At 47.1% G+C, this 24,582-nt stretch carries 21 protein-coding genes and 1 tRNA gene; 19 read left to right on the forward strand and 3 right to left on the reverse strand.

Annotation, left to right across the window (positions count from 1 at the left end; genetic code table 11):
- The first annotated feature begins 84 nt into the window (after nucleotides 1–84).
- The 5 genes from NSQ38_RS11505 (at nucleotide 85) to NSQ38_RS11525 (ending at nucleotide 4,184) form a co-directional block, all read left to right on the forward strand.
- Complete coding sequence (locus NSQ38_RS11505) at nucleotides 85–828, forward strand: methyltransferase domain-containing protein (RefSeq protein ID WP_339789313.1); 744 nt, start codon at nucleotides 85–87, stop codon at nucleotides 826–828.
- A gap of 27 nt (nucleotides 829–855) precedes the next feature.
- Nucleotides 856–1,839, forward strand: coding sequence for an MBL fold metallo-hydrolase (locus NSQ38_RS11510; RefSeq protein WP_339789316.1), 984 nt, complete (start codon nucleotides 856–858; stop codon nucleotides 1,837–1,839).
- A 198-nt stretch (nucleotides 1,840–2,037) separates the two neighbouring features.
- Nucleotides 2,038–2,454, forward strand: coding sequence for a hypothetical protein (locus tag NSQ38_RS11515; protein ID WP_339789317.1), 417 nt, complete (start codon nucleotides 2,038–2,040; stop codon nucleotides 2,452–2,454).
- Nucleotides 2,451–3,494 carry an FAD:protein FMN transferase gene (locus NSQ38_RS11520; protein ID WP_133387107.1) on the forward strand — a complete coding sequence of 348 codons (1,044 nt, stop codon included), beginning with the start codon at nucleotides 2,451–2,453 and terminating at the stop codon, nucleotides 3,492–3,494. Before NSQ38_RS11515 ends, NSQ38_RS11520 begins: the two co-directional genes overlap by 4 nt.
- A gap of 36 nt (nucleotides 3,495–3,530) precedes the next feature.
- A complete protein-coding gene (locus NSQ38_RS11525) occupies nucleotides 3,531–4,184 on the forward strand; it encodes a ferric reductase-like transmembrane domain-containing protein (RefSeq protein ID WP_339789319.1) in 654 nt (217 codons plus the stop codon).
- 161 nt (nucleotides 4,185–4,345) lie between these two features.
- Here the strand turns inward: NSQ38_RS11525 and NSQ38_RS11530 are convergent, their stop codons facing one another.
- Entirely contained in the window at nucleotides 4,346–4,912 is a 567-nt protein-coding gene (locus NSQ38_RS11530; RefSeq protein WP_091037633.1) for a phosphatidylglycerophosphatase A, read from the reverse strand.
- A 188-nt stretch (nucleotides 4,913–5,100) separates the two neighbouring features.
- On the opposite strand from NSQ38_RS11530, the gene NSQ38_RS11535 reads away from it, so the two are divergent.
- From NSQ38_RS11535 to NSQ38_RS11575, 9 genes are all read left to right on the forward strand, one after another.
- A complete protein-coding gene (locus NSQ38_RS11535; RefSeq protein WP_339789321.1) occupies nucleotides 5,101–6,156 on the forward strand; it encodes a GerMN domain-containing protein in 1,056 nt (351 codons plus the stop codon).
- Between the two features lie 118 nt (nucleotides 6,157–6,274).
- Nucleotides 6,275–7,030 carry a ribonuclease PH gene (gene rph / locus NSQ38_RS11540; RefSeq protein ID WP_017692572.1) on the forward strand — a complete coding sequence of 252 codons (756 nt, stop codon included), beginning with the start codon at nucleotides 6,275–6,277 and terminating at the stop codon, nucleotides 7,028–7,030.
- Nucleotide 7,031: 1 nt separating this feature from the next.
- Nucleotides 7,032–7,655 carry an XTP/dITP diphosphatase gene (locus NSQ38_RS11545; protein WP_017692573.1) on the forward strand — a complete coding sequence of 208 codons (624 nt, stop codon included), beginning with the start codon at nucleotides 7,032–7,034 and terminating at the stop codon, nucleotides 7,653–7,655.
- 351 nt (nucleotides 7,656–8,006) lie between these two features.
- Nucleotides 8,007–8,849 (forward strand): STM4015 family protein, encoded by an 843-nt coding sequence (locus tag NSQ38_RS11550; protein ID WP_339789323.1) that lies wholly within the window; start codon nucleotides 8,007–8,009, stop codon nucleotides 8,847–8,849.
- 3 nt (nucleotides 8,850–8,852) lie between these two features.
- Complete coding sequence (locus NSQ38_RS11555) at nucleotides 8,853–10,121, forward strand: STM4014 family protein (RefSeq protein ID WP_339789324.1); 1,269 nt, start codon at nucleotides 8,853–8,855, stop codon at nucleotides 10,119–10,121.
- Nucleotides 10,114–10,899 (forward strand): STM4013/SEN3800 family hydrolase, encoded by a 786-nt coding sequence (locus NSQ38_RS11560; protein ID WP_339789326.1) that lies wholly within the window; start codon nucleotides 10,114–10,116, stop codon nucleotides 10,897–10,899. Before NSQ38_RS11555 ends, NSQ38_RS11560 begins: the two co-directional genes overlap by 8 nt.
- A gap of 47 nt (nucleotides 10,900–10,946) precedes the next feature.
- Nucleotides 10,947–12,335 carry an STM4012 family radical SAM protein gene (locus NSQ38_RS11565; RefSeq protein ID WP_339789328.1) on the forward strand — a complete coding sequence of 463 codons (1,389 nt, stop codon included), beginning with the start codon at nucleotides 10,947–10,949 and terminating at the stop codon, nucleotides 12,333–12,335.
- Nucleotides 12,332–13,195: an STM4011 family radical SAM protein gene (locus NSQ38_RS11570; protein ID WP_338588379.1), complete on the forward strand. Its 864-nt coding sequence runs from the start codon at nucleotides 12,332–12,334 to the stop codon at nucleotides 13,193–13,195. Before NSQ38_RS11565 ends, NSQ38_RS11570 begins: the two co-directional genes overlap by 4 nt.
- Before the next feature lie 333 nt (nucleotides 13,196–13,528).
- On the forward strand, nucleotides 13,529–15,223 hold the full coding sequence (locus NSQ38_RS11575; RefSeq protein ID WP_339789330.1) for a methyl-accepting chemotaxis protein: 1,695 nt from the start codon (nucleotides 13,529–13,531) through the stop codon (nucleotides 15,221–15,223).
- Nucleotides 15,224–15,365: 142 nt separating this feature from the next.
- On the opposite strand, the gene asnB is transcribed toward NSQ38_RS11575, so the two are convergent.
- On the reverse strand, nucleotides 15,366–17,210 hold the full coding sequence (gene asnB / locus NSQ38_RS11580) for an asparagine synthase (glutamine-hydrolyzing) (RefSeq protein ID WP_338588377.1): 1,845 nt from the start codon (nucleotides 17,208–17,210) through the stop codon (nucleotides 15,366–15,368).
- A gap of 193 nt (nucleotides 17,211–17,403) precedes the next feature.
- Between asnB and NSQ38_RS11585 the strand changes: the two genes are divergently transcribed.
- Nucleotides 17,404–17,703, forward strand: a complete 300-nt coding sequence (locus NSQ38_RS11585) for a hypothetical protein (protein ID WP_017692581.1) — start codon at nucleotides 17,404–17,406, stop codon at nucleotides 17,701–17,703.
- Between the two features lie 31 nt (nucleotides 17,704–17,734).
- Entirely contained in the window at nucleotides 17,735–18,091 is a 357-nt protein-coding gene (locus NSQ38_RS11590; protein WP_338588376.1) for a hypothetical protein, read from the forward strand.
- 190 nt (nucleotides 18,092–18,281) lie between these two features.
- Here NSQ38_RS11590 and NSQ38_RS11595 read toward each other — a convergent pair whose 3' ends face one another.
- A complete protein-coding gene (locus NSQ38_RS11595; RefSeq protein ID WP_017692583.1) occupies nucleotides 18,282–18,575 on the reverse strand; it encodes a DUF4870 domain-containing protein in 294 nt (97 codons plus the stop codon).
- A gap of 293 nt (nucleotides 18,576–18,868) precedes the next feature.
- Here NSQ38_RS11595 and NSQ38_RS11600 point away from each other — a divergent pair.
- The 3 genes from NSQ38_RS11600 to NSQ38_RS11610 all read left to right on the forward strand — a co-directional run bounded on the left by NSQ38_RS11600 (nucleotide 18,869) and on the right by NSQ38_RS11610 (nucleotide 24,484).
- Nucleotides 18,869–18,942: transfer RNA gene (locus NSQ38_RS11600), tRNA-Arg, on the forward strand.
- Nucleotides 18,943–19,372: 430 nt separating this feature from the next.
- The gene (locus tag NSQ38_RS11605) at nucleotides 19,373–20,143 is read left to right on the forward strand and encodes a class I SAM-dependent methyltransferase (protein ID WP_339789332.1); all 771 of its coding nucleotides are present in this window, start codon (nucleotides 19,373–19,375) and stop codon (nucleotides 20,141–20,143) included.
- 381 nt (nucleotides 20,144–20,524) lie between these two features.
- Nucleotides 20,525–24,484 (forward strand): S8 family serine peptidase, encoded by a 3,960-nt coding sequence (locus NSQ38_RS11610; protein ID WP_339789334.1) that lies wholly within the window; start codon nucleotides 20,525–20,527, stop codon nucleotides 24,482–24,484.
- Nucleotides 24,485–24,582 lie beyond the last annotated feature (98 nt).

Below are 24,582 nucleotides of genomic sequence, written 5' to 3' on the forward strand. Positions count from 1 at the left end.
ATACATTAAAGCTAGGGGAAATGATCAGGCTTGTACAACAGTGACTATAGATAGAGCCAGTGACCAAGTGGAGGGCGAGAATGGATGACGGAATGGTATGAAAAGAGTTTTGGAGAAGATTATCTTCTCGTATACAAGCACCGGGATGTGCAGGGTGCCTATCAGGAAGTACATAAAATGATCAATTGGTTAAAGCTTGAGCCTAATGCTGAAGTATTGGATCTATGCTGCGGTATGGGACGGCACTCCATGGCACTTGCTGACGCAGGATTGCGAGTGACCGGAGTTGATCTGTCCGATGTGCTTTTACGTGAAGCACGCCTAATGGACACTGAACACCGAGTATCTTGGTGTCACGCAGACATGCGTGAACTCCCGCTGAAAGGTGGCTTCGACGCTGTAGTCAATCTGTTCACATCGTTTGGTTATTTTTTAGAGGACGGAGAACAACTAAAAGTATTACGTGCCGTTCATCGGATGCTTCGCCCGGGTGGCAGCTTTATAATTGATTTTATGAATACGGCTTATGTGACTCGTCATCTGGTACCGCACTCCGTCCGAGAGGATGAGGGGCAGCGAATTGAGGAGTATCGCAAGATTGAGGAAGGGTTTGTGCAAAAGGAAATTCGCATTACGGATACCACATCCGGACATGAACCGCGGGTATATCAGGAGCGTGTGAAGTTGTACACACAGGATCAACTGAGTCAGATGTTAAGTGCCGCCGGACTCCGGGTAGATCAGGTACATGGCGGCTATGACGAAGAGAAATATGACGAGCAGACTTCTCCACGCATGATTTTTGTGGGTCGTCGTCCTGTGGAGTGAACAGAGACAGTCTGGAAGGGGGATAACATGAAGCGCACAGAAGAGATGTCCATGACAGAGGGCATACACCGGGTCAAGATCAGCATGTCGTTTCCCTTGCGATGGGTGAACAGTTATGTGTTATCAGAACCGGATGGAACGATAACGATTATAGATCCGGGACCGCGTAATTCGGAAACAGAACAGGAGTGGGTTGAAGCGCTGGCAGATCTCGGCCTGACCTTTAGCGATATTCGTCAAATTGTACTGACCCACCATCACCCCGATCATCTTGGGTTGTCGGGTTGGATGCAACAGATGACGGGCGCACCCGTTCGAATGTCCACACGCTCCCGTCAAGAGGCTGATTATATGTGGGGATCTGATTCACGTATTAATACAATATTACCTGATTATTATGGTTGTCATGGTATGCCAGAAGACAAGACTGAGCAGATACATGAACATATGCAGGTATTTACTTCGCAGATTACGCCACTTCCGAATATCACACCTGTTGAAGATGGCGAGTGGCTCGATATGGGCGGGAAACGTTGGATTGCTGTGGAGACGGGTGGACATGCCCCAGGCCATTTATCCTTTTATGCGCCGGAGTCCATGGAGATTCTGTGCGGAGATGCAGTTTTGCCACAGATTTCACCGAATATCAGTCTGCAACCTGGCAGTGACCCTCAGCCATTATTGTCTTATATGGAAGGATTGCAACGTCTCGGTGCTTTGAATGTCAAGCAGGCGTATCCGGGACATCGGAATCCTTTTGCCCAGTTCAATGAACGGACAGTTCAATTGCTGGCTCATCACGAGGAACGTCTTCAGAAGATGACGGAGGGAATTCAGGAGTCACCGGCGAATGCTTATGACATCTGTGTGCACATGTTTGGCAATCGGCTGGGTACCCATCAACTGCGATTTGCCATGAGTGAGACGTTGGCCCATTTGCAGGAGTTACTTCGACGCGAAGTAGTGAAGCAAGAGCAGCAACCGGATGGCACGTTCTATTTTCAAATCTAAACGGAATGATGATATCGATATGAAATGATAATGTGATCTTGTATAGAGGCTCGGGACAGGAAATTCACCTGTTCTGGGCCTTTTTAGCCTCTCTTAACGGTTCATTCATCTATTTTTAAGCCAGCGCGCCTATCATACAACTATGAACTTCGCTAGGGAGCGTTTTGAGACACACCCTAAAGAAAGCAGGGAAGAGCGATGACCAGAAGAAAACGGAATCAATGGAGAAAATGGCAAGCTTCAGCGGCAGCAACGTTGACTGTGGCTGCACTCTTTCAATATGTAAGAACTTCGGATGCCTTTGATGTGGCCTATGCAGCAGCGAATGGCACAGATACAAGTGTTACTGCTTCAAGCCAGGTGGATACGCATGATGATGTGATGGATGAATGGATCAACAGTACAACGGACAGCAACAACTGGAACACGCAGGACAATGACAATAATGATAGTCAATATAATGGAACATCTGATAGCACACAAGCAGCTCGGCCAGATCAGAGCACAAGTAACAGGGGGGATTATTCAGATTCTCAGCGTATCGGACAAAATAACCAGGGTACAGACTCCGGATACAGCAGTGGCAACTATCAGTCACGCACAGGTGCATCATGAGCCGCACAGAGCAAGTTGCTCGTCCGCTCCGGTTTCAATTCCGTGCGATGAACACGGATGTTGAAGTGCAACTGTCCGCTGGGCGGGAAGAAGCTGAACATGCAGCAACTTTGGTGAAGAATTGGTTTGAGACGCAGGAGCAGCGCTTCAGCCGATTTGTGGCAGACAGTGAACTAAATCGTCTGAATGCTTCAACCGGATGGATGCCCATCTCCGCTGCGATGGATGAAGTTTTGAGTCTGGCCTATGGATATATTGGACTGACCGAAGGGATTTTTCAACCGGGTATCTCCCAGGCTCTTCAGGCTTCGGGATATGATCTAAGTTTCGATAAGGTGCAGCAACGACAACCGCAACGTCCATTGCTTGAACGCATATTGCGAACGAGAACACCTGAATCATCAGGCTGGATGGAAGATCGATATGACCACAGCCGTCCGAGTTGGATTCAGCGGGAAGGTAGCCGAATGGTTCATCTGGACCCCGGAGCTGAGTTGGACCTGGGAGGCATTGTTAAGGGCTGGGCAGTGGAGCGCATCGCAGACTGGTTACAGCGAACGTTGCATATTCCGGCGGGGTTGATTAACGCTGGTGGAGATATTCAAGTATGGGGTTCACCAGACCATTCCCAGTGGACCTTGGAAGTAGCAGATCCTTTGCAGAATCAGGGTGCTGTGTCGGGAGTGATCCGTTTACAGCGAGGAGCTGTTGCCACTTCGGGTATTTCCCGCAGACAATGGCAGAATACGGATGGAAGTCTTGCGCACCATCTTATTGACCCTCGGACGATGGAACCGGCGGATACGGATGTGTTACAGTGTACCGTTCTGGGACAGCATGCTTCGCAATGCGAGATCATTGCCAAGACGGTCTGCATTTTGGGAAGTGCTGAAGCGGTGGGCTGGTTAAACCGACATTACGATCGGCATGACGTCCTGTGGATGACACGGGATGGAATTACTTATTTTAGAGGGAATACGGATACGCTTGCTGAGCACTGGCCCGGGTTTGATCCGGATCATCGCTTCAGTCTAATATAAACGAGGACAAGTCTAACAGATATGGGGGAGCCGGTTATGGCACAATGGATTGTAGATTACCTGCCGACGTGGAATATCATTCGAATTAGTGGAATTGCTGCTTATGTGCTGCTCTTTGCCGGAGTGTTTCTGGGCATTGCGCAAGGGATGCCTATGGCCAAAGGCAAACCAAAAGCAGCCATGTTCAAATGGCATACTCGAACGACCTGGCTCGCCTTCGGACTTGGACTCGTGCACGCATTAACGTTATATATTGATCATTACAGCCCATTTACCTGGGGAGAACTTCTGATTCCTTTTACAGCTTCCGTGCATCCGATTGGCAGTGGTCTGGGAACGTTAGCCTTCTACGGTTTAGTGATTGTCCTGTTATCCAGTGATCTGCGGAACAAGCTGGGCCGTAAATGGTGGTTCATGTTTCACCTCTTGTCCTATCCGGTGTTCATTGGTTTGCTGGTTCACGGCATGGTTACCGGAACGGATTCTGGCAATATCATCATGCGGATGATGTATGTATTTACCGGACTCAGTATTCTCGGTATCACGGTGTTGCGTGGCATGTTGAGAGAACGCAAAGGCCCGGAAATTACGATTGGACCGAAACGGGCAACATCTGGTTCACCTTCCGAGCAGAATTGGGTTGAAGGTTTTGGTTTGGTGGCAACGGTACGACCTAAACATCTGAAATAATAACATGTGGATTATCCAATATGTACCGTTACACATGCAAAAGAAGCGGCCATCAGGCCGCTTTTTCCATGAACAGTTATTTTATTAAACAGTTATTTCACGAAGCATCCATACACATGTCCAATGTTCCACATGACTTCAGATATGAAACGAGTTACGCATTATACAGCGTCATCACTGACAGGTTTTTCTCCCAGTGCTTCTTCAAGCTCGGATTGTTTGCGATGGGCGATCCGACTGCTCGCTGCCGATGCAATCGCACCGACAATATCATCGAAGAACGTATGGACAGGCCCCAGGCTCTTGTCATTCAGTCGTTCAAGCACCCCTGGTTTCAGCTTGTCCACATAACCATAATTCGTAAATCCAATGCTGCCATATACATTGACGATGGAGAATGCCAAAATCTCATCCACGCCGTACAGTCCTTCATCGTTCTCAATCATCTCCTGTAAAGGAGATATGAGCTGCCCCTGTTCTGCCAGAATATCGAGCTGAATCCCGGTCAAAACAGCGTTCTGTACCTCACGTTTACGGAGAACCATCTCCACATTTTCGATACATTCTTCCATCGTAAGACCTGGATAATATTTTTTCTGCAATAACATAACCAGTTCTGCGATCTCAGGGATCGTGACGCCACGCTTATGCAGCCATTCCCTTGTTGCCTCCGCCACCTTGCGGCTATTCAGGCTGTAAGGGATTTTTTCTTGCTCAGGATGTTCCATGGGCGATTCCTCCTCTGAAGTTAGCAATGTCCCTACTCTTGCTTCCTAATACGTTATTAACCTGTTTTACGTTTCTTTAAGATCATATATAAGTTTTCAGCAAAGCGATTATCTTTTAGTTATTTTTTGGACAAAGGCTCGTATACATGGTAGTACAAACTGTAAAAATGATGAGGGGGAACGTGATCATGAGAAAGATCCAATCTTTGCGTACGGTATCGGCAGCTGCGCTGCTGAGTATTCCTATGGTGTTGTCAGGTTGTGGCATGTTTGGAGCACAGTCTTCCGAAGCTGTTGATCCACCACCGCCCATCCAGGAAGCAGCCATGATTCAGGCAGCCGAAGGAAATGGTGCACTCGCAACGCTCCCATTAACGACGGTATATTTGCAAGACCAGCAGGGGCTGCTCGCTCCGGTATCCCTGACACTTCCTTCTGGAACAGATGCCAGCAGTCCAAAGACAGCACTGGATACACTTGTCACAGGCGGGGCCTATGCGGGTATGCTGCCTGAAGGATTCCAGGGCGTTCTCCCGCAGGGAACAGTTGTGCAGAATGTAACGATTCACGCGGATGACAAGCTGGCGGTCGTGGAGTTCTCGGGTAATTTTGCCAAGTATGATGCGAAGGAAGAACGGAAAATGCTAGAAGCTGTCACGTGGACATTGACGGGAACGCCTGATGTGGAGAATGTACAGATCTGGGTGGATGGTAAAAAGTTAACACAAATGCCGGTGAACAGCACGCCGTTGCCTGAACCGCTGAATCGGGCTGTGGGAATCAATCTGGATCTGGGTGATGCGTTTGTGGCGAACAGCAGCCCGGTCACGGTCTATTTCTCAGCAGCTTCACCAGCAGGCATCCAATATTATGTTCCAGTTACACGTCTCGTTACACCTGGTGAAGATCGGGTGCAGGCAGCATTGAACGAACTGATCAAGGGACCTGACAAAGGCGGCGAACTGGAAGAGGTTATGACAGGCGGAACGGAGCTGCAATCGGTGAAAACGGCAGAGGATGGCACGGTCACGGTTGCCTTGAAAGATGATATGTTTGCCGAAGGGGATATCGTGCCAAGCGAGCTGTTACAGTCTGTCGTGTTAACCACTGCGGAGAATACAGTCAGCAAGGATGCCAAAGTGCAGATCGAATGGAACGGCCAAAAAACGGTCATGGGTGACGATAACCGGGATTACAGTGCGCCAGTTTCCAAGCCTGAATATATCAACGAAATTCCGATTTAATGAGCAAGGAATGCTTAAGGATGCTTTTAACCGAACTCTTTGGTAAAATATAAGGGATTAGTAAAAGTGTGAACAAGCTCAACATTACAGAATGCTTAAGTCGTAGGAGGCAGAAAATATGAGATCAAACGGACGAACCAGCGAACAGCTGCGCCCGCTGAATTTAACAGTGAACACGAATAAATACGCCGAGGGCTCTGTACTGATTGAAGTTGGAGATACAAAGGTGATCTGTACAGCTACAGTGGAGGAACGTGTTCCTCCCTTTATGAAAGGGCAGGGGAAAGGCTGGGTAACAGCTGAATATTCCATGTTGCCACGTGCAACACATACTCGGAACCAACGTGAAGCCAATCGCGGCAAATTAACTGGACGCACCATGGAAATTCAGCGTCTGATTGGTCGGGCACTGCGCTCGGTAGTTAATCTGCAGGCTCTTGGTGAGCGTACGATTACCTTGGACTGTGATGTTATTCAAGCCGACGGAGGCACACGCACAACGTCCATTACCGGTGCGTTTGTAGCGCTGGCGCTTGCTGTGAACAAGATTTCCCAACAGCACAAACTGCAAGTGTTCCCGATTACGGATTTCATTGCCGCAGTAAGTGTGGGTGTTGTGGGTGAACAGCCTGTACTGGATCTGAACTATGATGAAGATTCCAAAGCCAAGGTGGATATGAACCTGGTGATGACAGGTGGCGGTAAATACGTCGAGCTTCAGGGAACAGGTGAGGAAGCACCATTTGATCGCCGTGAGCTGAACGCCATGTTGGAACTGGGCGAACAGGGAATTCTGGAAATGATCGAGCGTCAAAAAGAAGTGCTTGGACCGATTGCGCTCAAGATCGGCGCGCGTGGATTAGGGGAAGCTTAAGATGAGTTTGGACAGCCCAATCCTCATTGTTGCAACCCGCAATGCGGGTAAAGTCCGTGAATTCGCTCATGCTTTCGCACCACTTGGCAAAGAGGTTAAGAGTATGTTTGACTATCCGGAGCTGCCGGATGTGGTGGAAGATGGCGTAACGTTTGCGGAGAATGCCTGGAAGAAAGCCAAGGCGGTTGGTGATGCGCTTGGTTTGCCCGTTCTGGCAGACGATTCAGGACTTTGCGTAGATCTGTTGGACGGGGAGCCAGGAGTATATTCAGCGAGATATGCGGGCGAAGGAGCAACGGATGCACAGAACAATGCGAAGTTGCTGGAGACGCTGGAATCGTTAAAATCCGGTGAGGACACCGAGCAACCGCTACTGAGTCCAGCTCGTTTCGTCTGTGCGCTGGTACTGTACGATCCGACAACAGGTGATAAGTATGAATCGGAGGGCACTGCGGAAGGCTGGATTACGGCTCAAGCTGCAGGTGCTGGCGGTTTTGGATATGATCCACTCTTCTATGTACCTGAATACGAGATGACGATGGCGGAGCTGACGCTCGAGCAAAAGCAGGCGATTAGCCATCGTGGTCATGCGCTGAGAGCACTCGTATCCAGACTTGAAGGCTGAGACTAAACGAAACATCTTGATTTAACTTCATGATATGTGAACATCAAAGCGTTAATGGAAGGACAGAAGCATTCCGATGGAATGGTTCACCCGCCATTAACGCTTTTTTCTATGAAATGAAGTGTTTGAGTGAGGTTTGGGGAGATCCATCCATATACCTAATTGAAGATAGCTATCTCTGCGACTATATATCAGAACGTATGTTCTTGTACCTACATGAGAAATGGTTTACATTGCACGATTGGGAATCTCATTGGGACTGGAGTTGGAAGAAGTTGCAAGCCTTGTGTGGTATGGGTTAACATTCAAACTAACGAATCACATATGAACCTTAAACGGAGGGATCTACTCATGCAAGAAGTGAAGCTTGTTGTGTCTTACGATGATTATGAGGACGGCATTCGTATGGAAAAATTAATAAAGGAACTGGCGGCTAAACCGGAGGCCAGCTCATTGGAAAGTCTGGTCATCGGAGATTGGGGACAAGCTTATGAAAATTCGCCTGATGAGTTCATGGGTACGTTGATTGAGCTGGCTCCAAGCTTCCCGGCATTAAAGAGACTATTTATAGGAGATATGGACTCTGAGGAATGCGAAGTATCATGGATTATTCAGACCAATCTTGCACCTCTGCTACAAGCCTTTCCCCAATTAAAAGCATTCGTGATCAAAGGTAGCAGTGGACTGGAATTGGAACCATTGCGACATGCGAACCTCGAAGAGTTGGTCATTATCTGTGGTGGTCTGCCTAAAAGTGTGTTAGCCTCTATAACTCGTGCAGAACTGCCGGAATTGCGGAAGCTTGAATTGTATCTGGGTGTGGATGATTATGGGTTCAACGGCTCGCTTGAGGATGTATTGCCCTTGTTGGAAAAAGGACTGTTTTCGAAACTGGAATACCTGGGGCTGAAAAACAGTGAAATTCAGGATGAGATTGCCAAAGCGGCAGCTGACGCGCCGATTTTGGATCAGCTGCAAGCACTGGATCTATCCGAAGGAACGTTGACTGACGAGGGAGCTGAGGCTCTTATGAAAAGTGACAAAATCCAAAAACTGAAACATCTCAATCTGAGTTACCATTACATGACTGACAAGATGATCACTCGATGGAAACAGTCAGGGATTTCGGTGGATGTCAGCGATCAGCAGCAGAGTGACGAAGACGACTGGCGTTTCCCGTTATTGACGGAATAAGGAATGCTGGACATTGAGGCAAGCACAACAACGATAAAGAGCCATATGAATCATGCATTTAATGAAAGTAATGAGCCAATGTTGTTAATCGGTAATCCGAATAATCGGCGAACTCAGGGGTTGCAAGAGGCCAGACATAGAGTGGGTCTGCAACCTGCGGTTGTACTACCTTATGAGGAATTACTCCACACCTGGAGACAGGGCGGGACGATTATAGATGTCATACATTCGGAGCTGCCTGCACCGCTTATACGGATTGATGCGCCCGGAGAGGTATGGGAAGTAGAGCGTGAGTTGCTGCATCTTGGGGCAATGAAAGACAAGTCACCTTTGTTGGATGGAATTGCTGAAGCTGAAGTGTTCACTGCAGAGCAGGCTCTAATGCTGGAACAGGAATGGGGGAGAATCTACGCTCCCGCCCAATGGTTCCGCGGCTGGAAATCCTGTCTGGAACGCATAGGCCGTGAAGCTCGTGAGACATGGCCTGGTGTGCGCTTCATGAATGATCCTGCCGATATTGAATTGATGTTCGACAAAAGGAAATGTCAGCAGCACCTTTCTCTGTATGGGGTTCAAGTTCCTCGAACATTACAATCTTCACAGCCGATCCTTAGTTACGATGTCTTGCGCACAACTATGGAGTCTGCAGGGATGCATCGTGTGTTTGTTAAGCTTGCCTGTGGCTCGGGTGCTTCGGGTGTTGTCGCTTATCAGATCAACCCGCGTAGAAGTGCTGAGATTGCGGTAACGACAGTAGGTATGGAACAGAGACAGGGCAAGACGATTTTCTTCAATGAAGGACGTCTACGCAAATATACCCGCAGTGAAGAGATTGCTACATTGATGAACTGGTTATGTGCAGAAGGTGCACAGATTGAACGATGGATGCCCAAAGCCACACTGGATCAGCGGGCCTACGATATTCGCCAATTGGTTGCGGGTGGACAGGCAGGCCACGCGATTATGCGACTTAGTCGTACCCCTATAACCAATCTGCATCTGCGCAATGAGCGTATGTTGCCTGCTGAAGCAGGTCTGGATGAACAGCGGATGTCACTGGTTCGGAAGACAGCGCAAGCAGCTATGTCTGCATTCCCTAACTCGTGGTCAGCCGGGATTGATGTGATGCTTACGAGTGGTCCGAGTCCGCGTGCTTATGTACTGGATGTGAATCCATTTGGAGATCTGTTATACAGGGTTGAGCATCATGGGCTCGGAACCTATGAGTGGGAAATGGAGCTTTTACGAAAGGAGCCTATTCAACATGCCTGATATGAACACCATCGTGGGCTCCCATGATCTGTTAATGATTACGCTGGATACGTTACGATATGACGTAGCCAAGCTGGAAGAGGCGAATTGTCCTAATCTGTGTGGTTCGGGTCCGTGGGAGAAACGTCATACCCCGGGAAGTTTTACATATGCGGCACACCACGCTTTTTTTGGTGGTTTTATGCCCACTCCTGCTAATACGGATAAGGCATCTCATGTACGGCTCTTTCACTCCCGGAATACTGGGCTCAAGACACATCCGCACACATGGTTGTTTGATACACCAGATATCGTATCCGGGTTCGCAGCTGAAGGTTACCGCACCATCTGTATTGGCGGCGTCATCTTTTTTACGAAAAAAAACCCGCTTGCAAAAGTATTGCCTGGTTATTTCCAACAGAGCTATTGGCGAATGAACTTTGGGGTAACCAACCCCAAATCGACAGAACATCAGGTACAGCATGCATTAAAGTTGCTTGAACAGACACCGCCGGATGAAAAGATATTTATGTTTTTGAACGTGTCTGCCGTTCATGGCCCCAATCGTTACTTTGTAGAAGGTGCCAAGGAGGACTCGGTGGAGACCCAGCGAGCTGCACTCCGATATGTAGATGAGGCTCTTGGGCCATTGTTCGAGGCGATGAGGCAACGCGCCCGGCCTGCCTTTTGTTTAGCTTTTTCCGATCATGGTACAGCTTACGGTGAAGACGGATATCAAGGGCACCGGCTTGCACATGATGTCGTCTGGACGGTGCCTTACCGTGAATTTATAGTATAGAATGGATTACTCTTATGATGACAACAACCGGAGACAGGAGGAAACCGATGGACAAACATTTACAACATACAACAGCAGGCCATTCCACACAGTCCGGATCCAATATAGCTACAGGTCTCGGTGAAGTATTGGCATTCCCTTATCGTTCTTACTTATACTCGTACCCGCACAAGACCGCATATCGGGAGCTTGACCCACCACTGCCGTTGGGGCCACTGTGGGAACGAGAAAACACCGATACGTATTTTTTATATATGCACATTCCCTTTTGCGCTGCTCGTTGCGGATTCTGTAATCTGTTCACCCTGCCGGATCGACGGGATGATACGCATGAACGCTATGTAGATGCACTGGAGCGTCAGGCGAAGCAGTGGGCACCCATTACATCTCGGAGACCGTATTCGCGGTTTGCGATTGGTGGAGGAACGCCTACATTATTGAATGAGGTTCAGTTGAATCGTCTGTTTGATATTGCCGAACATGTGATGGGGCTGGACCCTGCGCAAGCATCGATTTCGGTGGAAACGTCGCCGGATACCGTTACGGAAGCCAAGCTGGCCATTATGAAGGAACGAAGTGTGGATCGTATTAGCATGGGCATCCAGAGTTTTATTGAAGCTGAAGCATCTGCCATCTATCGTCCACAAAAACCGCAGGAAGTTGAACGAGCGCTTGAGAAGCTTACTCGGTATGATTTCCCATTGTTAAATCTGGATCTGATCTATGGTTTGCCGGGTCAAACGGTGGAATCGTGGATCTATTCATTGGAAAGAGTTCTGGCCTATGAACCGGGCGAAATCTTTATCTATCCCTTGTATACACGGGAAAATACAATCGTGAAGCCAGATGATATTCGCCGTCAGGGACCTGACATCCGGATGGAACTGTATAAAGCTGCACGTGAGACTTTAAAAAGTAAAGGTTATGTGCAATATTCGATGCGCAGATTTGCCAAAGAACAGTCGTCCTCCAAAGTGCTTCTGCCTTATAGCTGTCAGGAGGAGGGCATGGTTGGTCTGGGATGTGGTGCACGCTCTTATACGAGTGAAGTACATTATGCTTCCAAGTATGGCGTGAGTTACAAGGCCACACAAAGCATCATTGCCGATTATGTGGCAACTGAGCGCTACGATGTGGCGGATTATGGCATCGTGTTAAGCCGTGAGGAACAGAGACGTCGCTTTATTCTGAAAGCCTTGCTGCATCGGGAGGGATTGACGTTGTCTGACTACCAACAGCGCTTTGGTACCGATGTGATGTCCGACTATGTCTGGTTGGCTGAACTGTTGACAGAGGGCATGGCGGAGTTGGAGAACGATGAGGGCAAGCAGGTGCTGCGTCTGACAGAAGAAGGACTGGGTTACTCCGATGCGATTGGAGATTGGCTTATATCTGCCGAAATTCGTGAACAGATGGAAGGGTTTGTTTTCTCATGAGAGCGACTTTGTATTATCGGGGGAAGTTGTCTTCCTGTAATTACGACTGTCCATACTGCCCTTTTAGCAAAACGGTGGATTCCAAAGAGACGTTGGAAGTGGATGAACAACAATTGCGTCAATTTGTGAATTGGGTGAGGGAGCAGGAGAGTGCCGGGCATCAATTTTCGATTTTCTTCAATCCCTATGGTGAAGCTTTGGTGCGTCGTTGGTACCGGGAAGCGATGGTTGAGCTGTCACATATGCCACATGTGGATAAAGTTGCAATTCAAACCAACCTGTCCGTCAAGCTGGATTGGGCGAGGGAACTGGATGCGAACACAGCAGCCTTTTGGGCGACGTATCATCCTCGTGAGACAAAAGAGGCTTCTTTTGTAAAACAATGTCTGACCTTGCGTCAGATGGGACTTGCTTTTAGTGTCGGTACGGTCGGACTCCGTAGTGCTTTCCCCGCAATTGAGTCCATGAGACAGGCTTTGCCGGATGATGTGTATATGTGGGTAAATGCCTTCAAAGATCGACCCAAGTATTACGCGCCGGAAGAGATTCAGTTTTTACGTGGGCTTGATCCGCTTTTTGAAGGTAATCTGCAGGATTATGAGAGCTTGGGCAAACGATGTGCTGCCGGTTCGGAAGTATTTTATGTACAGGGGTCCGGGCATGTGAAGAGGTGTTACAAGGATCGTCGAATCATTGGACATCTGTATCGCGATGGTTTGCAGGCTTTGGCTGAGGATCGGCCTTGTCGCATGAAAAAATGTGGCTGTTACATCGGTTATATCCATATGGAGGATTCCCCGTTCAGGGAAACCTTTGGTAGCGGGCTGCTGGAACGTAATCCGGTATTGATCAATCGTTAACTTTGAATTGAAATGCGCTGAAATTGATAAAGACTTTACACCAGTAAGTACTGCTGGGTAAAGTCTTTTTTTTTATTTTGGTCTAACGATTCAAAATGTGTAATTTAGGATAAAAGAGATGTAGTATATTGTCGATTATGCGTGTATAAAAACCTAAATTATAGTATGGGTAGATACTATAGACCTAAATTTAATTGCGCAATATACTAACCTGTTTTAAGTAGTCTCATATTTATCCATTTTTATTTGAATTAAAAGGAGGGAGAATTTTAGCGTTCAGATTGACTACATAATTCATGATTGAAATACATTGAAACGTATGGGGGAAATGAAATGAAAAGAGTATCCATTAGTAGGAAATTGCTTTTAGGTTTTGGTTCTGTACTTCTTTTATTGATAGCCGTTGTAGTCATCTCATATACTCAGTTTATCTCGGTTGAGAAAACGTTTACGGATTTAATCCGGGAGCGTACCGCCAAACTGCTCACTATTAAAAACATGATCATCGATGTGAAATCCCAGCAGGTTGCTTTACGGAATTTTGTGACGGAAGAGAATGATCAAAGCGAGCAACAATTCAAGTCTTTTTATGAAGATTATCGTAAAACAAGCGAAGAATTAAGATCAGGGATTCAAACCCCAACGATGATTGATTTTCTGGATCGTTCAGACCGCAGTGCGGAGGAATATTATGCTTTTGGACAGAGTGTCATTGAATTGAAAAAACAAGGCAGCACTAGCGAGATCACAAGGATGCTGTTAGATACAGGTCCAACGATTATATCCGGATTTGAAGAAACGGTAACTGCCATGGAACAACATCAGCAAAATTCATTGGACACTGGCATTGTAAATGCTAATCAACTCATTCAAAAAGTACTTCGTTTAATCATGATCATTGGTATCATCTCGATCTTTTTAGGCGTGGTAATTGCATTGATCATGGGGAGAATCATATCCAAACCGGTTGCACATGTGGCAAGGGCTGCAAGCCGAATTGCTGATGGAGACCTGACGGGTGAGGCGATTGTTGTTCGTAATCGGGATGAGATCGGAGAACTGGCGGAATCCTTCAACAAGATGATGGAGAACTTGCGCCATTTAATCCATCAGGTGGGTCATAATGCAGATCGGGTAGCTGCCTCTTCTGAGGAGTTAACGGCAAGTACAGAGCAAACGGCGACAGCGACCGAACAGGTAGCTACAACGATGGAAGAGATTGCTACGGGTATGGATACGCAGGTGAGTATGGTTGGAGACGGGTTTCATACGATTAATGAATTGTCCACAGGCTTTCAGCAGATGACAGTGAATACGCAAAATATGTCGGATGAAGCAACGAATGCGTCAGCGAAAACCATATCTGGTAATGATACGGTTCAATCGGCTGTTGGGCAGATGAACTCGATTCATCAGACTGTACGTGTACTCGCTACGGTTATTGAAGAACTAGGTAATCATTCAGATGAGATTGGATCTATGGTTGAAAGTATCTCCGAAATATCGGCACAAACGAATCTGCTGTCTCTTAATGCGGCTATCGAAGCTGCAAGAGCAGGTGAGCATGGTCGTGGATTCGAGGTGGTTGCTACCGAGGTGCGCAAGCTGTCTGATCAATCTGCGAAATCAGCGGAACAGATCAGTGTACTCGTAGCTGCTATACGCAATGGGATGAATAATGCATCACAATCCATGGGAGAAGTAAACGCTGAGGTTCAGGAAGGCATAGAACTTGTCCGTAAAGCAGGAGGTACTTTTGAGGAGATTCGTGAAGCTGTCGGCAATGTCGCAGGTCAGACTCAGGAGGTATCTGCATCCATTGAACAAATGGCGGCGGGTGTGGAGCAGATCAATGTGTCCATGAAGACCATCATGGAAGTAACAGAGAATGCGGCTGCCGGAACAGAGGAAGTTAGTGCAACGTCCGAGGAACAACTGTCTGCCATGCAGGAGATCGCATCGGCGGCTAATGACCTTTCCTCTATGGCGGAAGAGTTACAGGAGTCCGTTAGTCGATTCAAAGTGTAATCATGGATATACTTCTGGGTGAAGTTCAATATTTATGAATAATCGTATCGTGTATGTAAAACAAGTGGGTGCCCAGGAGAACAACAGTTATGCTGTTCTCCTGGCACCCTTTTTTTGATGAAGTAGCGATCAGGGGGTCATTCTAACGAATAGCGACTTTATATGTTCGCAACCAGGTGTTGATCTGAGTCAGATAAGCAAATAGCTGAGGACCCGACATAAGCTGCCCGAACCAGGGGAGGTTGGAAGCTGCATCTGGTGAAGACGCGAGATTGCGGATTTGAGCTTTGTCGATCAAAGGCAAAATCGGCGAAGTGGGATCATCCAGGATATCAAGTACCTGTTGTTTGACTGCGGCCAGATATTGCGGATTATGTGTTTTCGGGTATGGACTCTTTTTGCGATATAACACATCGTCAGGCAGGACACCTTCGAGTGCTTTCCGCAGAATACCTTTTTCACGTCCACCCGTTATTTTCATTTCCCAAGGGATGTTAAACACATACTGGATCAGACGATGGTCACAGTAAGGTACCCGCACTTCCAGTCCTGCCCCCATGCTCATCCGGTCTTTGCGATCCAGAAGTGTAGGCATGAAACGTGTAATGTTCAGGTATGACATCACCCGCATTTGTGCAGCTTTACCTGTTTCCCCATCTAACAAAGGGACTTCAGCCACTGCATCTGAATAGCGGTCTGCCAAATAGTCGAGTGGCCGAATCCATTCCCGAATATCCGGGGATAATAGCGCTGCTCGCATATCAGGTGCTACAGACCACGGAAACGTACCGGAGTTCAGCATATCTTCGCGATGGAACCAGGGGTAACCGCCAAACACTTCATCCGCTGCTTCGCCTGAAATGGCAACTGTGGCTCCTTTTTTGATTTCTTTACAGAACAAATAGAGCGAAGAGTCTACATCTGCCATACCTGGCAGGTCCCTGACTAGCATGGCCTGTGTCAGTGCATGAACCAGTTCTCCGTTCTCAATCTCAATCCAGTGATGGTCGGTCTTGAGTTCATCCACCATTCGCTTAATCCAGGGACCATCTGCACCCGGCTGAAAGGAATGCGCCTGGAAATGCTTGGCGTTATCCACATAATCGACAGAATACGTGCTGACTTGGCCTTGCCCGGTGCGGTTGTAATAATCCACGGCTAATGCAGACAAGGCACTGGAGTCCAGTCCTCCTGATAAAAGAGAGCATACCGGAACATCCGAAGCCAACTGGCGCTCCAGTGTATCTTGCAGGAGAGATCGTACCTCGGCTGCCGTCTCTTCCAGGTTATGTTCGTGATTCTGGCTTTCCAGTTTCCAGTAGGCATAGGTTCGGATCCCGTTTCGGTTGTAGATCAGCGCGTGCGCAGGCTTGAGTTCGCTTAGTGAAGAGTATACGCCGTGTCCTGGTGTCCGTGCAGGCCCTACGATAAACACTTCGGCCAATCCTTCCGGGCCAACAGCGGCTTCCACATCTGGATGAATAAGCAGAGCTTTGGGCTCTGAGCCAAATACGAGTGTGTCTTTGGCATTACTGTAGAACAGAGGTTTCACGCCGAGGCGATCTCGTGCGATAAAAACCTGTTCGCGTCCCCCATCCCATATGGCAAAAGCAAAAATACCGTTAAACCGGTCAACACATGCCGGTCCCCACTCAATATAAGAGGCGAGCAACACTTCCGTATCACATTGCGTGCGGAACTGATGCCCCCGCTGGAGCAATTCCTTTTTCAACTCGGGTGCATTGTATAGTTCTCCGTTATACACGACGGTATAGGAGGTATCTCCCTGTAACGCATGCATGGGTTGTGCGCCGTTCTCGGGGTCCATTACACTAAGACGCCGATGTCCAAAGGCACAAGGATTGGAGATCCATGTACCTGAAGCGTCGGGCCCCCGGTTCGACAAGCTATCCGTCATACGGACCAGCAGCTCTGATTCCTGGGTCAAATCCCGATTCCACTGTATGAAGCCGGTAATACCGCACATGGTTTGTTCATCCTTTCTTGGTCGAGTCATTCATCCGTATGGCTGCTTAATTACTGGCAACCTGCAAATGTTGTCTTTTTCGTCAGAGGTCGTAACAAATATATGCCGAAAGCAGGCATAAAATGTCTGTCCTCTTCGGAAACTAGTTCTAGGGACAACGGCCTCAACATGCCTGTGAAGGAGAGAACATGCAATGGACAGTATGAAGTATTATGTGTCTGTCATGGGCCGCTCCGTTATTCCGGATCCGTCGGTAACATCGTATGAATGGATCATTCAGGCAACGCCGCAGGAAGCGGAGCAATTACTGGGACTGCTGAGCCTCATGCAGGAAAAGGAGGAAGAGGCCTTTCCTGGCATGGTATTCCCATGGCCAGATACACCGGAGGAGTCCGTAAACCGAGCGTATGAAACGGTATTACAACAGGTATATCGGGAGATTTACCGATTGGGCACACCAGAGACACGATACCAGATTGAACAAAGTACATGATAAGCACAAAGGAAAAGGAGCGCGATGACGAATGTATGCCATTCAAGATGCCAAAATACGCAGATTAACCGAGGTAGATGGATTGTCTTGTGCAGAGGTTGAAGTGCAGCCTGGAAATGCCGGAGATCCGTCGTTGCTTGTATACGTGGCCTCAACACAGCCCGGAAATTCGCTGGAAGTTGTTCGAATTGTACGCAATCACTCCGATTCGGCGATCGACTGGTATAACAATAATATGCATACCGCGTTTGAAGAGGCGACAGATACCGCATTTGAGAACAGCGAAGGCATTACTGCCGAAGAAGATAAGGCTCGGTTTCAAAGTGAGTTGTTTGCCTTTGGTTTGCTTGGTCCAACACTTCAGCGGTATCTGGTTGGGCAGGCTTAAGAGGGAATGCCACAGCAACAGATGTGGTGTTTGCGGGATAGAAGCTCAAGGTTGAGCTATACGTAGATAGTGACCTGTTGCTGTGGGTGGTTGCTGGGACTGCATCTGTAGCTGCATCTGTAATGAGAAACCCCGCCGTTGTTGAACGGCGGGGTTTGTTATGCGATGGTCAGATCAGGTGGAGATGTGATCAAGCATACTCGCGTAGGACTTGAATCCCTTTAACCACATTGTACACAAAGCTTAATCCGTAGATTACAAAGAATAGAATGACAAACCCGACAGCGGAACCCAGACTATGCGCAGTCACGAAGAAATAAAATAGCGGAATGGCAGCGAGAAACGGGAATACATGTGAGAATAAGGCGCGTTTCGCATGTCCCTCAATGTAATCATCCTTGGCAACAATCCATATAATGATCGGAAACAGGAACGGAGCAAAGAAAATACTAAAGTAGGATAGGGCTGATAAAAGTTGTCTCATGACGATTCTCTCCTTCAATGGATCATTGAAATGTATGTATGCAAAAGATTACCCATCAATTCTGACATTGAAAATGTCTGATGTTCATCTTACTCTAAAAGTCCCAATCTCCTCAATATAACCTGGTTCAAGCTATCATATTCTCAAAGGGATTGGAGTATGAGAAAAACACTGAAAAGTACATTTTTGAACCCGCATTCAAGTATAATTATTAATTTTTTTATAAAACTATTGAAAAATATAGAAATCAGAGTATAATAAGAACCGCGCCGAAAAATTTATTATACATATTTGTCTCAGTAGCTCAGCTGGATAGAGCAACGCCCTTCTAAGGCGTCGGTCGGGGGTTCGAATCCCTCCTGGGACGTAAAGAACAAGAAGCTTCCTTCGGGGAGCTTCTTTTTTTCGTTCAGGGGAAGAGAACCCCAATGGTTCGTCGGAGCATCTGCTTCGTCAGCGCTACATCGCAGTCTCGACTGTAAGGAGAGTATCCCTCCTGGGACGTAAAGAAAGAGAAGCTTCCCCTCGGGAAGCTTTTCTTGCGTTCATGGGAAGAGAACCCCAATGGTTCGTCGGAGCATCCGCTTCGTTAGCGCTACTTCGCAGTCTCGACTGTAAGGAGAGTATCCCTCCTGGGACGTAAAAAAAAAGAAGCTTCCTTCGGGGAGCTTTTTTGCGTTCAAGGTAAAATTGTTTTATTGGTAATACCTATTAACAATATAGAATTTATATATTTAAAGAATAAATAATTCTATGCCACAATGAGGATATCAATAACGAAAGCGACGGTGGTATTCATGAAATCATTAAATCAATGGCAAGCAGATGAGTATGACAACAAACTGGCTTTTGTGTCCGGATATGGAAAAAAACTGATCTCTTGGCTTCAACCCCAAAAAGGGGAATACATTCTTGATCTGGGTTGCGGGACGGGGGATTTGACGTATGAAATTTCTCTGACCGAAGCTGAAGTTATTGGCATGGATGCATCCACGGACATGATTCGCCGTGCGAGGGAGAAGTTCCCCGATATTGAATTCGTGGAAGGAGATGGTCATCAGTTTGAGACGAATAGACTGTATGATGCCGTTTTCTCCAATGCAGCCCTGCACTGGATGCGAAGCCCGCGATTAGTGGTGGATAGTATATGGAAATCTTTGAAGCCTGGAGGGCGTTTTGTAGCAGAATTTGGTGGTAAAGGGAACGTGCAGACCATTGTGAATGCATTAGAGGAGGTTATGGAGCGAAACACGGGCATTCGTGCATCGGAAAGCAATCCGTGGTACTTTCCTTCGATCGGAGAATATAGCCATATTTTAGAGCAAAGTGGATTTGTGGTGCGACAGGCCTATCACTACGACCGTCCTACCAGACTGGCAGATGGTGAGCAGGGTATAGTAGGCTGGTTGACTCATTTTGGAGGGGACTATTTTGAGGGTCTCAGTCATGTAGAGATACAACAAATATGCCATGAAACCAGTCAGATCGTGATGCCTCACCTTTGGAAAGATGATGCTCTGTATGCTGATTATAAGCGCCTGCGTATTGAAGCCGTGAAGCCAGAATAACTAGAATTTTGTGATATGTAGCAATTTTTATCGATGTTAAACGAATTATCGTGATTCTTTGTATACTAACCATGTTTCCCCTATACACCAGGAATCTCTTTCGGATTGGTCTTTTTTTGATGCAATATTTTAAAAATAAAATATTCAAACGACAAATAATTACAAATGGATATTTTTATCATACTCAAGACCCATATAAGTAATTTCTATATCATATTTGTAAGTATTTAGAAGGAAAATGTGGTATTTTGATAGAATAATTTACCAAGGGTCAATCTTCTTGCAGATAGGTGGTGAAATTGAGTGCGTATTGCAGTACGCACAAACAGCAGGAACCCATCATTTGGTGACGTATTCACATTTAAAAGGAGGGGCAAAGCCTTGAGTAAACGATTGATATCCACGTTATTAAGTGTTCTGATGGTCTTTTCCATTATTCTCCCCGCGGCTGGAGCCGCTCCCGCAGATTCAGGTATTCAGCTTGAGAATTTACCCAGTACAGCCGAAGCCAAACAATGGAGAGAGATTCTTGCAGGACGGGAAGCAAAACTTGCCGCAGATCCATTTTTGGATAAAAGCTTGGAAGGCCTGGGTGGAGAGAACACCCGAGTAATCGTTGAGCTTTCCAATAAACCTGTTGCAGTAGCGCAAGGTGAATCAACCCTCTCCGGAAAATCTTTTACCTCCTCTATGGAAACAAAGGCTGTGACTCAAGTTGAGCAACAACAACAGTCATTTGTACATAGCCTCACTCAGAAGAAAATCAAACATGAAGTATTGGAAGAATATGCATATGCCCTGAATGGTGTAGCGATTGAGCTTAAAGGAAACCAAGTGGGACAATTGCTTCAAATACCTGGCGTGGTCAGCGTATATCCTGACCTTGAAGTTACAATAGCGCCTGAGACAGATGAAGTGAACCCGTACATGAAAGACACAGCGCCTTTTATTGGTGCACCTGAAGTATGGGATCTGGGTTACAAAGGAAATGGCATCAAAGTGGGTGTCATCGATACAGGGATTGACTATGAACATCCTAATTTGCAGGAAGCTTACAAAGGCGGATGGGACTTTGTTGGAAACGACAATGATCCGTATGAAGCAACATATCAGGAATGGAAAGCTTCGGGTGAACCTGAGTTCAATGCTACTGGAAGCGCCTATTACACCTCCCACGGTACGCACGTAGCAGGTACCGTTGCTGCTCGCGAAGCAGGGGACTACGGTATTGTTGGTGTTGCTCCTGAAGCAGATATCTATGCTTACCGTGTACTTGGACCGTATGGTAGTGGTCAAACCTCATGGGTACTCGGCGGAATTGATCGTTCTGTTCAAGATGGCATGGATGTAATTAATCTCTCGTTGGGTAACGCCGCCAACGACCCGAGTTATATTACTTCAGTTGCCCTGAACAATGCGATGTTGTCTGGTGTGACAGCAGTTGTAGCAAGTGGTAACAGTGGACCCAACCGTTATACACTCGGTTCTCCGGGTGCGTCTGCAATGGCTATTACGGTAGGTAACTCTACAGGACCTAGCCAGCTGATTACAGCCGATACTCACTTCTGGATTGGTGAGGAAGGCGAAGAGACACAACCTGAACAACAACCGGTGCCAGAGGTTGAACAATCTCCTGAACTGGGGACGGCACCTGGAACAGAAGAGCCTGAAGGTTCAGAGCAAGGTGTACCCGCAACTGCTGATGAGGAAAGTGCAGCGGCTGTGGAGGACGCAGTTTCTAACGAAGCTGAAGTTCCGAATGTAGAAGAAGCTACAACGGAAGAAAATACTCCATCTGCATCACCTTCTGCACCGGTGGAAGCTTCTCCTGAAGCTGCTCCAGTGGAAGAAGAGTCTGTAATTGCTCCGACTGAAGCTCCACTGGCTATTACAGAGTCGGTTTACCGTCTGGATCTGATGGGATGGAGTCTGTCAGCAGATCCTGAAACTGTTTTGACAGGGAAATATGAGCTTGAATTTGCAGTACTGGGTAAGCCAACTGACTTTGAAGGTAAGGATTTTACAGGTAAAGTGGCATTAATACAGCGTGGTGAAATCGCATTTGTAGAGAAAATCGCCAATGCTAAAGCGGCCGGAGCCGTGGCTGTTATTGTATATAACAACATTCCGGGTCCAATCGGTGTAAGTCTGGGCGATAACTTTGAACTCATTCCAACACTGAGCATGTCCAAGGAAGATGGAGATGTGATCAAGGCTGAGCTGGACGCAGGCCAAACCGTTGAAGTGAGCTTTAGTGACTTTGAACGTTCCCAAACTCCGGGCGATGAAATGAATTCATCGAGTTCACGTGGACCTGCAAAAGTAACACTGGATATCAAACCGGATATTGTTGCACCAGGTACAAGCATTCTTTCTACGATTCCTGCCTACGGCAAGGATGAGCCAGATGCAGATTACGCACAAGCTTATGATCGTAAATCAGGTACAAGTATGGCTACACCTCATGTAGCAGGTCTGATTGCGCTGTTGATTGAGAAACATCCGGACTGGACGCCATTTGATATCAAAGTTGCGCTCATGAACAATAGTAAGGTGCTGGATACAACCAAGTTTGATGTATTTGATCAAGGTGCTGGCCGCATTCAGGCTGTAAACACCATCGATCCTGCTGCTTTTGTCAAAGTGCTTGATGTAACTCAATACACAGAAAGTGGCTCTGTTGTTGAAAAAGAAAATATTACTGGAAGCATCAACTACGGTAATTTCCTGAGCACAGATGAAAAGACGATTACCAAAACGATTAAAGTTGAAGCGCTGAATGGTAGTGGCGGGGATTACACCGTAAATGTGAATCCAACTCGTAATGTTGCTGGTGTATCTGTTGCGGTAGACAAGAGTTCCTTCACACTGAATGGTGAGGAAGAACTTGCAGTAACAATCACCGTACCACGAGGGGTTACTGCGACTACAGAAGCACAAGGATACATCGAGTTGTCGAACGGAACCAATACCTTTTCGGTGCCATATGTTGCTCATTTCAACGTTACGTTGACTGGAGTTAAATATATTGAAACCGTAAAAGGAACTGAAAAAAATCCTTTCCACTATCCATTGAAGGCTGATGGTACGTTGGATACGCTTAATGTAGCAATGGAATTCTATAATCCGATGACATTTGCCCTGATTGAGATTTATGATGGTCTTAATCCGGAAGGTGGATATTATCAAGATGGTTATATCGGCTCCATTTTCGGTAACTATTTTAACTTCAATGCCAATGCAAGATACAACCTTGCTTGGGACGGCTCATATGCAGATTACACAACCGATGAAGTGACTGAGATTCCGGATGGTTTATACACCGTTGATATCACTACCATTGGTACGGACGGCAAAACCTATAAGGAAGACACTTCGCCATTTTTGGTGAAAAAGACAGCTCCGGCTGTAACTGCACCAGCAACATTGGAGTTCAAAGAGGATGAGTCAGCTGTCCTTAATGGTAGCGTGGAAGACTTGTACTTCCGTGTTGCTCCTGCGCTTGCAAGCGGATGGGACATCACGTTTGATCCGGCAGGTTCCCTGGAAGCAACGTATGTTGTGAAAAAAGAGGATGGTTCGGTTTATAAAGAAGGAGTATTTGAAGTACAAGCTGATGGTACCTTCAGCCTTCCTTTGGAGGGAATTGAAGCAGGCGATTATGCTGTTGAACTTACAGTAAAAGACCAGCAGGGGCTTTCGGGCACAGCCAATACGGCACTGAAATTGGAAGCCGTGGAGACCGAACCTGAAACTCCGGCAATCAAGGCCCCAGGTACGCCTGTATTGTCTCATAATAACTGGGTAGGCAACGGCCTGCCAGAGGGCTCGTATATCGTTACAATGAACCTGTGGTGGGGCGAGAACGGAACTAGCTACAAGTTATATGAGGACGGGGTTTTGGTTGATACGCAGAAATTGACTTACAACGCGCCTTGGGCGCAGTTTGCTCAGACGAAGATCACGGGCAAAGCCAATGGCACATATACGTACGTGGCCGAGCTAACCAACGACAAGGGAACAACGCGGAGTCAGACGTTGACCGTTCGTATTACCAACGCAGCGCCAGGCAAAGCGGTTCTCTCTCAGGATAACTGGGATGGCGATGGAAATTATAAGGTAACCATGAATCTGTGGTGGGGAACCAACGCTACAGAGTATCGTCTCTATGAAAATGATACGTTGATCGACACGCAAGAACTCCGTGCGGTATCACCGCTTGCGCAAAGTGCTGTGACTAAAGTGTCAGGGAAAGCTTCGGGCACTTATACGTACCGGGCAGAATTAATTAACGCAGCTGGAGTTACCAGCACAGACACAATTAAGGTAAAAGTGAAGTAAATTCATCTTCATTTAAGCTGAATGAATTAATGAAGGAATTGTTCTATGCATAAACGGCCTCCATCCTGATTTGCAGGATGGAGGCCGTTTTGTTTGTA

Source organism: Paenibacillus sp. FSL R7-0313 (genome assembly GCF_037969885.1).
In the GTDB taxonomy this organism is placed as follows: domain Bacteria; phylum Bacillota; class Bacilli; order Paenibacillales; family Paenibacillaceae; genus Paenibacillus.